The following is a 15,346-nucleotide window of genomic DNA, read 5'->3' as shown; positions in this document are numbered from 1 at the left end:
AGGCTTAGAACTTAAAGCTTCAGGCTTAAAGGTGCAACTTTGAGGCTCAAAGGTGCAACTTCGGGGCTTAAAGGTGCAACTTCGAGGGTTAAAGCTTCAAGTGTCAACCTCAAAGCCTCAAGCTTTAACCTCAAAGCCTCAAGCTTTAACCTCAAAGCCTCAAGTGTCAACCTCAAAGCCTCAAGCTTCCTACTGCCTACTCCCAATGCCCAATATTTAAATTAAGCTGCTTTTGAAAGTTGCTTATCCAGACAGCGAAATAAATACACCCAAAGAGGTAAAGAACTGTTAATCGCAATTAGTCGCACTAAATGACCAGTTGTGACAATTTCAACATGATGATTTAATGCTAGAGAAACTAAGATCATTTCTGCTGAGCCTCCTGGTGCTGTGACTAAAAGACAGGTTAACCAGTCCCAAGAGGTTAATTGCATGGCAAGTATAGCAGCGATCGCTCCACTTGCGAGGGTCATTGTCACAGACATCAAAGCATAGCCCACAGTCCGCTTGGTAAAGTTGGGTTTGTCTCCCCAATACTCACCAATAGTAATTCCCAGTAGCATTTGACCGAATAAGTTAATTAAGGGCGGCGGACTAAAGCTAATATCACTCACAAAAGGCAGCGAACTGAGCAAAGGATTAAACCCGATACCAATTAACAATGCACCAAAAAAATCGCCAGCGGGAATTTTGAACAATATAGCCGAATAAACTACTAATCCCGTGATTAGGAGTAGTAATAAAAGTAATCCTAGTTGAGATGGATCGAAATTCAGCAAAGCACTTTTGACGGGTAGTGTTTGCAGATTCCAGGAATTACCAACTAATGTTCTGGCGATGAAGGGAAACAGAAAAACTACTGAGGTAACGCGAATGGCTTGAACTAAAGCAACCAAGGTAACATCTTTATTGTAATCAGCTGCGATCGCTGCCATAATCCCCACACCACCTGGAACTGTAGCCAGCATTGCTGTCAATAAGTTGGTTTTGCTAACGCGGGAGTATATGTAACCAATGCAACTGCCACTTAACAGCAGAAACAAAGTGAGTAAAATAAAGATGGGAATACCAGAGGCAACGTTAGCTAAATTAGCATGAGCATTGGAAGCGCCGACAGTTAAGCCTACAAGTGCCATTCCCACCTTTCTGGCGGTGCGGTTAGGTTTGGGAGAATATTCATAGAAAACTCGACACCCTTGAAGAACCACTATACCAGCTGCAATCCCAGCAAATATCCAAGCAATCCCACCAATGTGAAACTTTGCTAGAAGTAAGCCCACAGGCAATGCTAGAAGTATTTCCAACGTCAGAACAATTGATTGTTTTACAAATAACTGTTGTTTGGTAACAGCAGGATTTTTATGAGTGTCTTCTTCTAGCTTGGGAGCAACACTGACGCTTTGATTCATCGATACAAGCTTTATTATTAATTTAACGTAAGGCGGAAGTTCCCACTCTCAGCGTAGCAGTGTGGGGACTTCCGCCTTACTGTGAACTACCCAGACCTCTACAAAGTAGGTCTGTGTAGTTCACAAAATATTTAATTGAGCGCACGCTTTCAGTTAAATACGAGAGTAGCCCAAACGAAGCCTCAGCAGGCGTAGCCAGCGTAACCAGATTTGTGCGGGTTGTTCAAAGAAGGTAAAAATATCGCCAAAACCCAAATTAGTTTTGTGATGATGTAACCAGTGTCTTTCAGGAGTAGTAATAAATAGAATTTGGCATAAAATATTTACAGGCTTTGGAGTTTGCCAACCCAAGACACTTATGTGTCTCCACCACACATGAAACTGACCAAGCAGTAGTCCAAAGATAACGCCGATGGGAGAAAAAGACCAGAGAACTACTGCTATCAGTATGTAAGGCAAAGCTCCCAAGATACCATCTAAAAGAACCTGGGGATTGAAAGTCAAAATAGCGTAGTGACGAAAGTCTTTCTTCCAGGAGTGGTGCGTTTTTAAATGAAGGCTACCAAAAACATGCTCGGGTACGTGGTAAAAGAATGTAGATAGGAAATCGCCAAAGAATAGTAATAACCAAGCAACAGCGATAGCCTCAAGCATTTTTACTCCTCAATTTTAGTAACAAAACTCCACAGAAAACATGCAAATCTCATGGTCTCGGCGTAGATAGGTGATTTTTCATTAGGGACTTCCAAATAAAAAACACTCAGCTTTCCTTGTGGGGTGGACAGAAGTCACCAGATAAGGCTCAGAACTTCGGAGCGTCTCGCCTGCCCAGGAAGGGCAAAGAAGATGTCCAGCCCACAAGTAGTAGTAATTTATTTCTTGGTAATCTCTTATGGAACAAGCATTTGTGTCTCTTATGGGTCTACGCTCGAGTTAATTTGGTTGGCTCAGAGTATGTGTAATTGGGTAAGTTGCAGTTTCATAAATCTACAATCCTGAACGTACTAAAAAGCGACCAGTAAGAGCTTTCAATTTGGCTTTTACCTTTGCGTTGATGAAGATAATACATCTATATTCCGATAGGAATATCGTATTTTATCATAGTTACTAGACAATCTTCTTACTAAGGGATACAGCTTGAGCAAAGGTTGAGTTAAAATTAGTACAAATTTAGGTTAAGGCGTTTTTGGACATTTTTGATTGTGAGTTGGTTGTAATTCAGCCTCAATTGTGGAACTAACCACAACGATAGAACAGTCATACTGCCAAGGAAACTAAGGTTATTGAGATCACAAAAGCGGCTTGACAATCAAATTGCTCGACAGCAAATTCTGGGGTATCAAGAATTAACTGGATAGCCTAGTCAGCAGAGTATTTACTACTACTCAAATATTTTACGGATGTAGTAGGCGATCGCCTCTGGCTTTTCTGTCTGGATTTCTAGAACTTACGCACTCAGAGCCCAAACTCAATCGTCTTAACCTTTCTGAACAAGCAGCGCTGTTTTATACTAAAAAGCGTTGATTTACAACCGTGTAAGGCAAAAAAAATAGGTGATTAAAAATGTGATTGGATAATAAAAAAGTACAACTGCAATATTTATTTACAACCTATCCTAATTTTACGGGTATCTTGGCAAACCCAAAATTTAGGTTACTTTCCAGTCGGAAGGGTAAAATCAGGTTTTGAAGTTATCAATACACGATTTAACTGTTTGAGCATGAACAAAAAATGGGCGGTCAAGCGAATCACTGTAAACTTGGCATCCAACGAAGCCAAAAACCTTGAAAAGTATTGTGAACAGACGGGCAGACCAGCAACGGATGTGATTAGAGAACTCATTCGAGCGTTACCAGTAATGAAATGAAAGTAGTTCGCAATTTGTTAGTGATGATTCAGACGTAAATTTTAGCGATAGATAGCGTGCTGCGCTCATTTACAACGGGCACAGTACGCATCTAGGAAGCCTCCTATGTCGTAGGCACAAAGAGCATACGCGCAACTAGGTGGGATTTAAGCAAGGAGATTATTATTTTGACGGCACTCGCGATCTCAATCGGTTCGATAGTAATATCTGGAACACAGTAGATCGCAGTACGCATGTCCACACAAATCTTATTCTTTTGAAGTCGTTCTAAATATACCTTATCAGGTTTTTTGGAATTATTCTTACGTTTTCCCCTCTATTTTTATTAGTAAACAAAATGACATAATAACCATTATGAGATTGCAAAATCGGGAGTCAGAGAATGTTTTTCAACTTTAACTGTGGCTGTTATCGACTCTGAACTTTTGAAAGCTGGTGTGAAAACTTAGGTTATGGCAACCCTCGAATGAGTTCCTGAATCACATCCGTTGCTGTTTTCCCTGTCTGTTCACAATATTTTTCAAGGTTCTGGGCTTCATCTGATGCCAGGTTTATAGTGATTCGCTTAAGCGTCCTTTTCTTTGTGGAGGTTGCTAAACTGGAAAATCTCTCGACGGCGGTCTTATTCATTGATTGATAGAGTAAATATTTACAAACCTTCCTTATCAAGATTGCCAATTCACAACCGTCTTTACCAGTGAAAATCGAGATTTTAAGATTGAACTTAAGCTTTATGCCCCAATCGCATTACTGAGATAATGGTGTATTCAATAAATTCCATTACACATAACTACTCTGGCATTACTCAAATCCAACAAGTTTTTAGTTAAACAAATGCTCTCAGCAATACCCCGCACATTAGATCGTTTATTGAGCAAGGACTGTTGACTTCTCGAAACGAGTGGATTGCCTAATGTAGCTTTAAGTGGTGAACATTTTGGCTTTACACTTTTTTAAATTCTCTGCAAAATGGTATTTTTTCTTTGTTACAAGTATCACTTAATATCTACAGCAACCTGCTAGATAATTCTTTTTAGTCACAGGCGATTACGCAAACGGTGAATTAATACATGACTTTACAGAATTGGAGACGCAAGCGTGGCGTTGCACTTACTACTAAAGGTTTGCAAAAAATTAAGGAAGCAAAGCATCAGTCAGAAGCAAAAGAAAATTTTGGAAACAGATACACTCTCGAAGAAATGAGCGCACGCTCTGGATTATATTCCGGTACGATATCGAAAGTATTGAATCGTGAAGGAGGTGTTGACAAACAGACTATTGAGAAGCTATTTTCAGCTTTTTCCTTAAAAATAGATAAAAGTGACTATTCAAGCTCAAATAATCGTCTAGATTGGGGAGAAGCTATCTTTACATCAGTTTTTTATGGACGTAAAGAAGAACTGACTACCTTAGAGGAGTGGATTCTTGATGAACAGTGCCGATTGGTGACAGTATTAGGAATAGGAGGTATTGGTAAAACAGCACTGTCTGTAAAGTTTGCTCAACAGATTCAGGAGAACTTTGAGTATGTTATCTGGCGATCGCTACGAGAAGCCCCACCTGTTAAAGTTATTCTCAATAACTTAATTCAATTTCTCTCTGACGAACAAGAAACAGAAGCTAACTTACCAGAAAGCTTTAGCGAACGGGTATCACGACTACTTGATTATTTACAAAATAATCGTTGTTTAGTCATACTTGATAATGCAGAATCAATTCTCCGCAGTGGTAGCCGCGCCGGAGTTTATCGAGAAGGATATGAAGAATACGGTGAACTTTTAAGGCGGGTAGGAGAAGCAACTCACCAAAGCTGCTTATTGCTCACTAGTCGGGAAAAACCGAAAGAAATAGCATTGCTCGAAGGAGAAGCACTACCTGTTCGCTCATTACCACTAAGTGGTTTAAAAGTGGCGGAAGGGCAAGAAATCTTAAAACTCAAAGGGCTATCTGCGGCAGAAGATCAATGGAAAGTCATGATTGAACGCTATGCAGGCAATCCATTAGCCTTGAAGATAGTTGCCACCACCATTCAAGATATTTTTGATGGTAACGTAACTGAATTTTTGCAACAAGACACAGCTGTTTTTGGGGACATTCGTGATGTTTTAGAGCAGCAGTTTGAGCGCTTGTCAGATTTAGAAAAGGACATAATGTATTGGCTAGCGATTAATCGCGAGTCGATAACACTAAAAGAATTGCGGGATGATATTATATCACCAATACCCCAAGCAAAATTACTAGAGGCTGTAGAATCTTTGGGAAGGCGATCGCTAATCGAGAAAGCTAAGCTGACACTCATTGAAAAAACTGCATCGCTTTTTACGCTCCAGCCTGTGGTTATGGAATATGTGACTACTAGCTTGATAGAACAAGTTTGTGAAGAGATAGTCACTGAGAATATTGATTTATTCAGGCGTCACGCTCTCATGAAGGCCACGGGTAAAGATTATGTTAAAGATACTCAAATTCGCCTGATTATCAAACCAGTTATAGATGGGCTGCTGAAGACTTTAAGAAGTAAAAGAAAAATTGAAAATAAGTTAACTCAAATTCTAGTAAAACTCCGAGAGACATCGCCCCTAGAGCCAGGTTACACAGCAGGCAATATTCTGAATCTACTTTCCGATCTGGAAACTGATCTAAGTAGCTATGATTTTTCTTTGTTGACGCTTTGGCAAGCAGATCTCCGAAGTGTGAATTTGCATAATGCAAATTTTGCTCATGCTGAGCTAAGTAAGTGCGTTTTTGCGGAAACACTGGGGGGCATTCATTCAGTAGCATTTAGCCCAGATGGAAAATTATTAGCTACCGGGGATAGCTATGGTGGGCTTTGCCTTTATCAAGTTGCAGATGGAAAGCAATTGCTTGTTTGCACTGGACATAAAGATTGGCTCTGGGATGTTGCATTCAGTCCAAATGGAAATACCCTTGCTAGCAGTAGTAAGGATCAAACAATCAAGCTATGGGACGTGAATACCGGGTATTGTCTGGCAACCTTACAGGGACATAGCGGTGGAATTTGGTCTGTTGCGTTCAACCCTGAAGGTAACATTCTTGCCAGTGCAAGTGAAGACCAAACAGTAAAACTGTGGGATATCAGCACTGGTCAATGCCTTAAAACTTTGCAGGGGAATAATAGTCGAGTTTCATCAATTACTTTTACCCCAGATGGTCAAACTTTGGCCAGTGGTTGTCATGACCGAACAGTGAAATTGTGGGATATCAGCACTGGTGAATGCCTCAAGACTTTACAAGGGCATAACGGTGGAATTTGGTCAGTTAGTTTCAGCCCAGATGGTCTAACCTTGGCTAGTGGCAGCCATGACCGAACAGTTAAGTTATGGGATATCACCACTGGTGAATGTCTCAAGACTTTAGAGGAGCATACTGATTGTGTGTATTCCGTTTTTTTCAGCCCGGATGGGAATACACTAGCAAGTAGCAGTGATGACAAAACAGTAAAGCTTTGGGACATCTCTACAGGTCTTTGCACAGCAACGCTATGGGGACACAGTAGCAGAGTCTGGTCAGTTGTTTTTAATGCAGACAATTGTATAGTTGCTAGCGGCAGTAGTGACCAAACAGTAAGGTTGTGGGATGCTAGAACTGGTCAATGCCTTAAGACCTTGCAGGGTTACAGTAGTGGAATATGGTCAGTAACCTTCAGTGTTGATGGTCACATACTTGTGAGTGGCAGTGGAAATAAAATTGTTAAGCTGTGGGATATTGATACTGGTCAGTGCGTTAAAACTTTACGTGGGCATAGTCATAGAGTCACATCAGTTGCTCTCAGTTCAAATAATTCACTCCTTGCCAGTGGTAGCGAGGATCAAACAATAAAGCTGTGGAATGTCAGCACTGGTCAATGTCTTAAAACTTTGCGAAGGCATAGTAATTGGGTTACATCGGTTGCTTTTAGTCCAAACTGTCAGATGATTGCTAGTGGTAGTGATGACCATACAGTAAAACTATGGGATGTCAACACTGGACAATGCATTCAGACTTTGGAGGGGCATCTTGATAAGGTATGGTCTGTCGCTTTTAATCTCAACGGCCAGACCTTAGCAAGTGGTAGTATTGACCAGACATTAAAACTGTGGGATGTCAACACTGGACAATGCATTCAGACTTTGAAGGGACACGATGACTTAGTGTGGTCAATAGCCTATAGTCCTGATTATCGTATTCTAGCCAGTGCTAGCAGTGACCAAACAATAAAGCTATGGGATGCCAGTAGTGGGCAATGCATTCAGACCTTAAAAGGACATAATAGTTCTGTATACTCAGCTACCTTTAGTCCCGATAATTGCATACTTGCAAGTGGTAGTGAAGATCAAACAGTGAAGTTATGGGATCTCAGGACTGGTCAATGCCTTAAAAGTTTAGAAGGACATACGCAATTAGTTTGGTCTGTTGTCTTCAGTCCCAACGGGCAAATTCTAGCTAGTGGTAGTCAGGATGATACTATTAAAATCTGGGATGTCAAAACTGGTGAATGCATAAAAACTTTGAGAAATCAAAGACCCTATGAAGGTGTCAATATCACAGGTGTTACAGGTATAACTCAAGCTCAGAAAATTTCTTTGAAAAATTTAGGAGCGATCGCTTATGGGGAAAGTTAGCTCTACTAGGTTTGTTTTTGCACGGCTAACTTTTAAATATTTTTGTTTTCAATATTTGTAGACAATTTTAAAGAGAAAGGAGGCTAACATTTTGGGCATCTTCGATTATTGAGTTCATTTCTGTGAGGGAGTCAACACCTAGCGCCACTTTGCCCCAGCGCATTACACTTGCGGAGGCCGCACCAGCAGCACCAAATCCATATATCAGCACCAAGTCATTTTCACGAATTTTTCCCAACTGTGCAGCATGGTACATATTAGCTACAGTAATTACTGGCCCAACGTTTGCATATTGAGGATACAGGTTAATTGTACGCTCTGATTCAATGCCCAATACACGCGTGCAGAAGCTTGCAAACCAAGCACTAGTTGTATGGAAAAGAAAAAAGTCAATTTGGTCAAGAGTCACACCAGCAGCAGTTACAGCGCCTTGACAACAAGTACGCAGCAAATCCACGGACGTTTCCCGAAATAATTTGTTTGCACTTTTGTCGATTTGCATACGAACCAGGGGATTACCGCCCTCATCTTCTGTGATTTGAGAAAATAAGCTGTCACACAATATACTTGTATTGATTGTCTTGGTTCCGAGAACTCCCTGGTTAGCTTCAAGTGAGCCAACCACAAAAGCTCCAGCACCATCGCCTATACACCACGAAAGGGTGTCATTTTCATCAAAAAAGCGAGAATAAGTGCATGAGACCACCACCAACACGTTTTTGTACTCTCCGGCTCGCACTAAAGCACAGGCAGTTTGCAGTGCAACTGGAGTAACTCCACACGCTCCATCAACATTCCAAGCAGCACCTTGCAAACCTAGTTTACGAGCAAGGAAGGCAGCATTACCAAATCCTATTTGTTCAGGCCAAACTGAGGCAACAATCATCAGTTCAACTTGATCGGCAGAAAGCTTTGCTGCTTTCAGGGCGTCTCTTGCTGCCTGCTCTTCTAGGGTCAGTGATGACTCGTCTAAACTGAGAATCCGTCGCTCAACAGTACCACGAAAAGGGTCTAAGAGATAGGGCATCATCTCTAAATCAAATTCGTTACCAGGAGCTGACCCGGCGAGTGAAAACAACTTTGCTAAACTTTTTTGCTCAGCTTGTGCGAACATCTCAGGGTATTTTTCTATATAATATTCGTTGGTGCGTTTGATAGTTGGAAGGCTCAAAGCGATCGAACGAATACCGACTGGAGAATAAACCATAATATAATCAAGTATTAATAATTTGTAGCGCCTTGTGAAATCAAACTCTGATTGCGACTCTCAGATGGTGGTATTTGGGTGGGGTCAATGATTACGTCAACTACAAATGGGCCTGTTGCCGCGATCGCTTTTTCTAGGGCTGCCTGAACATCGGACTCTTTTTCAACCCGAATACCTTCTGCTCCCATCCCCTGAGCAATCTTGACGAAATCTGCCTGGGGGATTGTTGCATCGGCGTCATTGAACCCTAGATAGACCATTCCTTGTTGGCAGATGTTGTAGCGCCCATCATTGAGTACAATCCACACAGCAGGAACTTGATATTTTACAGCCGTGTTTACCTCGCTGTTCATCAACATGGCACCATCTCCGACAATGGCAACAGCCTTGCTATTTCGTGCCAAAGCAGCACCAACTACACCTGTGACAAAATGCCCCATAGATCCAAATCCGTTACTGATGCGGTAACGATTTGGTGTAGTAAATTGCAGCAGATGAATTACCCAAGCGAAAGAGTTACCCGACTCTGCCATCACCAGTGCATCGCTCCCATCAACAATTACTTGTTGAATCACATTCATTAGGAGTTCTGGTCGCACTGGAATGCTCGCGTGTGGCTTAATAATATGGCGCTTTCTGGGCACAGGCAGAGGTTTTGATATCCCAGAGTGATTGGGAAAATACTTGAGTAATGCCTTGACAAACTCACCTACATCGGACTGGATGGCAAAAGTTTTGGCACATGGGTATGCTGTTCCCGGTATCTCCGGGTCAATATCAACATGGAGAAAGCCCTGGCAAGGAATCATCAAAGGATTCCAAAAGGAGGTAAATTCACCAAGACGTGTTCCCAGCACTAGCACGCGCCTTGGACGTTGTTCCTGCATATATCTTAAAACTGACTCATGGCCACCAAAGCCGGTGACACCTATGAACTGAGGATGGTCTTCTGGAAAAATACCCTTACCCCGTGGTGAACACATGACAGCAGCCCCTGTCCTCTCGGCAAGCTGGCGAATTTCTTTTGCCGCAGCGCGTGCCCCGAAGCCCACCCACATGGCAAAAGATCCTTCACATAGCAACTGGACACATTTTGCGATTGTCTCCTGGGTTGCTGTTGCCGCACTGTGGGATAGAGTTACTTGTGGCAACGATATGCTTAGTGAACTTGTCTGGATGTTTGTAGGAATACTCAAATGGGCTACAAATCCTCCTCTTTGTGCTAGTCCCAGGGCAAGCCTTCGAGAAATCTCTGGAAGTTCATTGCTGGATTCAAGAGTAGTTGCGTAATGGAATACTGAACCCGAAGTAAAAATACCTGCGCTAGGCATAGTGTATCCGCTGGTTTCTTGGATAGCCCAACGTCCCCGCTGTGGTGCTGAGGTTGAAGCTGATACAAGAATTACCTTAGCTCCTTCCCAACGGGCAGCTAACAATCCTGTCAAAGCGTTGGTAATTCCTGGGCCTGTGGTAGCGAACACTACAACTGGGCGATCGCTAACAAAGTACGTCTCAGTGGCTGCAAAAGCTGCTCCAGCTTCGTGGCGAAAGTGCAGCACCTGGATGGAACTTTGGTGTAGTGCAGCCCATACTGGCGCGATCGCTCCTCCCGAAACACCAAAAGCATACTCGACTCCCAGATCTTCCAGAATTTTAACCACTGCTTCTGCTACCGAAAAAGGTCTGGATGGTTTGCTATGAGATTGCTGTTCAGTTGAGTTGAATTTTTGACTGGTATCTGCTTTTATATCGTCAGATTTAGCATCCATACAAACTATTTTAGGAAGATTTTCCTGTGTGTTGTAACATTATCTCACACACCTAGACTCAACTAAATATTTATTGTCACGATCAGACATAAAGCTCTAGGGAAAAGGGTTTTAGTTCACTTCATTTTTATTTACATAGTTTAGTTTTATTGTGCCTATCTACTTACTTGTCTTCACACAGGTTGGTATTTTATTGTCTACTTAGTTAAACTCTGTTTTGATATAAAAGAAATGTTCAGAGACTTTAACAGCGACAGATGTGGCGAAAAGCAGATGCGTTCACCCGCTTTTTGGCTTGTGTAAACTCAACACAATTAATCAAGCTCTGGAGTATAAAAACATGATTAACTTGAATAAGTACAAGACTTTAACTTTCGATTGTTATGGAACCCTAATCGATTGGGAAAACGGCATCTTAGGGGGGCTAAAGCCAGTTCTGCTGGCACACAACAAAAATTTGGATGACAATCAAATTCTGGAACTTTTTGGTGAATTTGAAGCAGAACTCGAACAAGGAGAATACATCAAGTATCGAGAAGTTTTGAGGAGAGTAGTCCAGAAATTTGGTGAACGAATTGGCTTTGAGCCAACTGCTGAGGAGATCAATTCACTAGCTAATTCAATTCAGTATTGGCTACCTTTTCCCGATACAGTTGAGGCACTTACAACCCTCAAGCAAAAGTTTAGGCTGGTAATTATATCAAATATAGATGACGATCTCTTTGCTTTCTCGGCAAAGCACTTGGAGGTGGAATTCGATCAAATAATCACAGCAGAACAGGCAAAAAGCTACAAACCTTCCTTAAATAACTTCAAACTTGCTATTGAGAGAATTAATCTACCGCTTGATGAGATATTACACGTTGCTGCTAGTGTTTATCACGATATCGTTGCAGCTAAATCTCTAGGACTATCAACAGTCTGGGTGAACCGTCGAGCAGGTCAACAAGGAGTTGGTGCTACAGTATCAGCAGTCGGTCAACCTGATTTAGAAGTCCCTGATTTGAAGATCCTCGCTGCTTTGAGTTTGGGGAGTGGGGAGTAGGGAGTAGGGAGTGGGGGAGTGAGGGGGATAAGGGAGAATATGTTGTTAAAAAACGAAACAGAGATTGCAACATAGATTGATTCTGCCTTACTCTGGAAAAACTACTATGGCAGTTTGATGCTAAGTTCGGCAGTCTCTTGCGGTGGAAAATACCTCCATAGTGATGAACTCACCGCAACGCAATTTTTTCCAGATTTTGGAAGAGTACATAACTGGCTGTTCAGGATCAACTCAGTGCCGATAAACTTGTTCAAGAAAACACTTTGATAGCCTAAAACGATGAAAGCATCTGCTAATTTCGACTTTGAAGACGAGAAATTCAATGCACCGCCTTCTCAAGTCATCCCCTGGTGTCAGATGATTAATCCTCGGTATGGCACAGATGGGATACAATCCCACGGTTTGGCGCTGAAACTCGACAATGCCAATGCTGTGGGCTTTGTGCCAGATGAAAATTGGCAGCAGGTAGAGCATGAATTTAGCTCTGGAGTGGAAACGGTCTTTATTAGCACGACTCCACGCTTGGTTATAGTCCGTCGCGGGCCATTGTCTGTCAAAGACCGGGAAACTGGTCTGAAACTGGGTACACTCAAAGAGAATTATGATGCTTTTTTAGCAGACAAACTTAAATTTAAAACCTTTACTCGTTATTTAATTTTTATAGTGGGAGAGAATAAAAAGTTTTTACATCAATCACCACTACAACTAACACTTAATGGTGCAGCCGGAGCGAGTTTCAGCAAAACTTACTGCGAATTCCAACAAGGGAAAGTAGTTAGTGGATTCGTTGCTGAACTAGAAAAGGCTTATGCTGTCTACCGCAAGCAACCTTTGACACCAAAAGGCCCTTTGTTCCACGCTCACGGGATTTTTTGCCCGATAATTGAGTGTGAAGAAAGAGGCATTGAACCAAATACAGTTCTGGTAGCTTCAACTGTGGATTACAAACATCCGACGGTAGGAACTTTAACACAATTTTTAATTGCTTCCGATTCTTTGGAGTCTGCAATTATCTGCAAAACTTTTGAAGAATACAAAGAATTTGGCAAGGAACCTGTCAAATCAGAAACACCGAAAATGGCAATGGCAGGGGTTTCTAGTTCTTACGTGTATGCCGATGAAGATGATTTTGCTTATCCGCCGTATTAAGTGGTGATTGGGGATTGGGGATTGGGGATTGGGTACTGGGAAAACTCTTCCCCAATCCCTAGTCCCTAGTCCTCAATACCTATTCCTTGAGCAATAAATAATATAGTGAACCATTACCGCCTGTGATGCCAGCGCGATCGCCTGCTAATTTTCCAGATCCCATAAAATAATCTACTCGTCCCGGTCCTTTGATGGCGCTTCCTGTATCCTGATCAAGGACAAAGCGGCTGACAGCACGTCTTTCGAGTTTGCCACCACTGGCGGGATAGGGAAATGAGTTATAAATTAGGGCTAGCGCTCCCGGAGGCATGAGAGACTTATCTGTGGCAATGGAACGTTCTGCTGTTACTGGCACATGAATACTACCGGTAGCTGGTCTACCGTTTGTTTCCTGGAAGAAAATAAATCTTTCCCAGCGTGGCAGATAATTATTCAACTCCTGGGGTTTTTGCCGGAAGTAACTAATCAAACGTGGCATTGTTAATCCTTCTAGGGGCAGTTTGCCATCTTTTGCTAGTTCTTTGCCGATACTAGTCCAAGGGTAATCGGTTCCACCCGCATAGCCAACAGACGTTGTTTTGCCATTAGTTAATTTAATTTGGGCAGAACCTTGGATATGTATCATATATGCATCTAGGCGATCGCGAAACCAAAGAATTTCTAAACCGCGTAACTGGCTCTTATTTCCTTGTAAACCATCCTTGCCTTCCAAATCAATTCGTTTTGGATGAGGTTTCGCCCATTGGTTGAAATTAGGTGGTAGCCGATAAAGGGGATATTTATATGTTGCAGTCCTGACACGGCTAGCGGTGTAAACAGGTTCATAGTAAGCTGTGAATTTAACAGTACCCTTGCCATCGTTGCCCACAGACTGGTAAAAAACAAACTCTCGCCGGACAGCAGCTTGTAATTGTGCTGGTGACTTAGAACTGACAACTAGTTGGCGAAAACGTAGTAAACTCCTCCGGACGCGATCGAGCGTAATTTCCTTGATGGGATAATTTTGATATGCTGCGATCGCTTCATTCTTTGCTAAGTAACGCAAACTGTTGTCAATAGAAGCCAATAAAGCTTGGCGATCGCCTGTTTTACCCCTTTGACCCCAAATTTGGTCATCCCAACCCAAGCAACTCTGCCGCAGCGTACAATCGGTTCCAATGGCAACTGGTTTTAGCGGTGGCGTTACCTCAGGAGTGATTGGTATTGGTACAGGCGAGAGATCGGGAGTAGTCGGTATTGGTAAGGGCTGTAAATTAGGAACCTGAGCAATAGACGACAAAAGAGGATTTACAAAGGCAATTCCCAGACTTAGGGAAAGCAAAGCAAGGGTTTTTCTCATCATTTAGTTGAATCTTTCAACGCTGGAACTAAAAACGGGTTCTACCCGGATTGCCACGATTCGAGAAGGGCGTACTACCATATACTCCCCCTGAATATTCTTGATCGGGACGCTAATAAAGTCACTAGAAGCAGACTTTGGCACAAGTTCGCCACTATACCACTTCTGAAACTCTTGAATAGTAGGAAAACGTACTTCTTCCCGATGACCGTTTTCCAGTAGGAGGTGTACGGCGTATTCATTTGGAGTTCTAGGCATAAGGTTGAATCATTTCAAAAACATTCAACCCATTGTTAACCACGTTACCCCAGAATGAAAAGGGTAAGCATACGGGAGATGGGGAGTGGGGAGTAGGGAATAGGGAGGCAGAGGAGAAGTTGGTGCAATCTTTTCCCTTTGCCCCTTTGCCTTTTGTGCCCCATACCTAACGCCCAATGACTCTTCACCCTAGACGGCTAATCCTTTAACCAGTTCCTGAAAAAGTTTGCATAACTCTCCAATTAACCTCTGATAGTTCATTGACATTGTTGAACAACAGTTATTCAGGAGGCAAAAATTATGAAACTTTATTATCGTGGTCTGAGTTATGAATATGACCCAAGCCAAGTTGGCAGCAAAAAAACAGAACAGCCCTTTCAACCAGTTCCTCAAATTGGGTCAGCTTATAATTTAATGTACCGTGGCGTTAGTTATCTTGTTGATCCCAATTCAAAATCGGTGGAAGTTCCTCTAGCACCAGTAACCTATCAATTGAGCTTTAGGGGAATCACCTACTTTGTAAATAAAACTGCACAAGGAAAATTTACCATAGCTTCTCAAGAAGCAAGTACTTCAAAAATTGGGACAGTGCAAATTTCTCAGAAATTAAAGCTTCAACAATAATATAGTGGCAAGCCGATCTGGAGTTTAGGGAGTCATGAACTTGTAGTAACATCCTCA

The 15,346-nt window shown here is 42.2% G+C and carries 13 protein-coding genes; 5 read left to right on the top strand and 8 right to left on the bottom strand.

What is annotated here, in order from left to right:
* Positions 1 to 11: 11 nt before the first annotated feature.
* The 3 genes from IQ276_RS02200 to IQ276_RS02190 all read right to left on the bottom strand — a co-directional run bounded on the left by IQ276_RS02200 (position 12) and on the right by IQ276_RS02190 (position 2,063).
* Entirely contained in the window at positions 12 to 176 is a 165-nt protein-coding gene (locus IQ276_RS02200) for a hypothetical protein (RefSeq protein WP_193916952.1), read from the bottom strand.
* Between the two features lie 45 nt (positions 177 to 221).
* Entirely contained in the window at positions 222 to 1,409 is a 1,188-nt protein-coding gene (locus IQ276_RS02195; protein WP_190876563.1) for an AbrB family transcriptional regulator, read from the bottom strand.
* 153 nt (positions 1,410 to 1,562) lie between these two features.
* Positions 1,563 to 2,063 carry a sterol desaturase family protein gene (locus IQ276_RS02190; protein ID WP_190876564.1) on the bottom strand — a complete coding sequence of 167 codons (501 nt, stop codon included), beginning with the start codon at positions 2,061 to 2,063 and terminating at the stop codon, positions 1,563 to 1,565.
* Between the two features lie 1,066 nt (positions 2,064 to 3,129).
* On the opposite strand from IQ276_RS02190, the gene IQ276_RS02185 reads away from it, so the two are divergent.
* Complete coding sequence (locus IQ276_RS02185) at positions 3,130 to 3,276, top strand: ribbon-helix-helix domain-containing protein (protein WP_096538967.1); 147 nt, start codon at positions 3,130 to 3,132, stop codon at positions 3,274 to 3,276.
* A gap of 450 nt (positions 3,277 to 3,726) precedes the next feature.
* Here the strand turns inward: IQ276_RS02185 and IQ276_RS02180 are convergent, their stop codons facing one another.
* Positions 3,727 to 3,906, bottom strand: coding sequence for a RepB family protein (locus IQ276_RS02180; protein ID WP_190876565.1), 180 nt, complete (start codon positions 3,904 to 3,906; stop codon positions 3,727 to 3,729).
* Between the two features lie 440 nt (positions 3,907 to 4,346).
* Here IQ276_RS02180 and IQ276_RS02175 point away from each other — a divergent pair, with 440 nt between their 5' ends.
* The gene (locus IQ276_RS02175) at positions 4,347 to 7,898 is read left to right on the top strand and encodes a WD40 domain-containing protein (RefSeq protein WP_193916950.1); all 3,552 of its coding nucleotides are present in this window, start codon (positions 4,347 to 4,349) and stop codon (positions 7,896 to 7,898) included.
* Positions 7,899 to 7,965: 67 nt separating this feature from the next.
* On the opposite strand, the gene IQ276_RS02170 is transcribed toward IQ276_RS02175, so the two are convergent.
* Both IQ276_RS02170 and IQ276_RS02165 read right to left on the bottom strand, forming a co-directional pair.
* Positions 7,966 to 9,105 (bottom strand): 3-oxoacyl-ACP synthase III family protein, encoded by a 1,140-nt coding sequence (locus IQ276_RS02170; protein WP_193916948.1) that lies wholly within the window; start codon positions 9,103 to 9,105, stop codon positions 7,966 to 7,968.
* A gap of 14 nt (positions 9,106 to 9,119) precedes the next feature.
* Positions 9,120 to 10,874, bottom strand: coding sequence for a ScyA-related TPP-binding enzyme (locus IQ276_RS02165; protein WP_193916946.1), 1,755 nt, complete (start codon positions 10,872 to 10,874; stop codon positions 9,120 to 9,122).
* A 340-nt stretch (positions 10,875 to 11,214) separates the two neighbouring features.
* Here IQ276_RS02165 and IQ276_RS02160 point away from each other — a divergent pair, with 340 nt between their 5' ends.
* Positions 11,215 to 11,919, top strand: coding sequence for a haloacid dehalogenase type II (locus IQ276_RS02160; protein WP_193916944.1), 705 nt, complete (start codon positions 11,215 to 11,217; stop codon positions 11,917 to 11,919).
* A gap of 279 nt (positions 11,920 to 12,198) precedes the next feature.
* Positions 12,199 to 13,068 carry a DUF5895 domain-containing protein gene (locus tag IQ276_RS02155; protein WP_190876570.1) on the top strand — a complete coding sequence of 290 codons (870 nt, stop codon included), beginning with the start codon at positions 12,199 to 12,201 and terminating at the stop codon, positions 13,066 to 13,068.
* Positions 13,069 to 13,147: 79 nt separating this feature from the next.
* Here the strand turns inward: IQ276_RS02155 and mltA are convergent, their stop codons facing one another.
* Both mltA and IQ276_RS02145 read right to left on the bottom strand, forming a co-directional pair.
* On the bottom strand, positions 13,148 to 14,407 hold the full coding sequence (gene mltA, locus IQ276_RS02150; RefSeq protein WP_235116308.1) for a murein transglycosylase A: 1,260 nt from the start codon (positions 14,405 to 14,407) through the stop codon (positions 13,148 to 13,150).
* 3 nt (positions 14,408 to 14,410) lie between these two features.
* Positions 14,411 to 14,665 carry a hypothetical protein gene (locus tag IQ276_RS02145; protein ID WP_190876571.1) on the bottom strand — a complete coding sequence of 85 codons (255 nt, stop codon included), beginning with the start codon at positions 14,663 to 14,665 and terminating at the stop codon, positions 14,411 to 14,413.
* Between the two features lie 300 nt (positions 14,666 to 14,965).
* Between IQ276_RS02145 and IQ276_RS02140 the strand changes: the two genes are divergently transcribed.
* Complete coding sequence (locus tag IQ276_RS02140; protein WP_193923851.1) at positions 14,966 to 15,289, top strand: DUF4278 domain-containing protein; 324 nt, start codon at positions 14,966 to 14,968, stop codon at positions 15,287 to 15,289.
* The last annotated feature ends 57 nt before the right edge of the window (positions 15,290 to 15,346 follow it).

It is taken from the genome of Desmonostoc muscorum LEGE 12446 (assembly GCF_015207005.2).
Taxonomy (GTDB): Bacteria; Cyanobacteriota; Cyanobacteriia; order Cyanobacteriales; family Nostocaceae; genus Nostoc; species Nostoc muscorum.
This window is presented reverse-complemented; position numbering and strand designations above follow the sequence as displayed.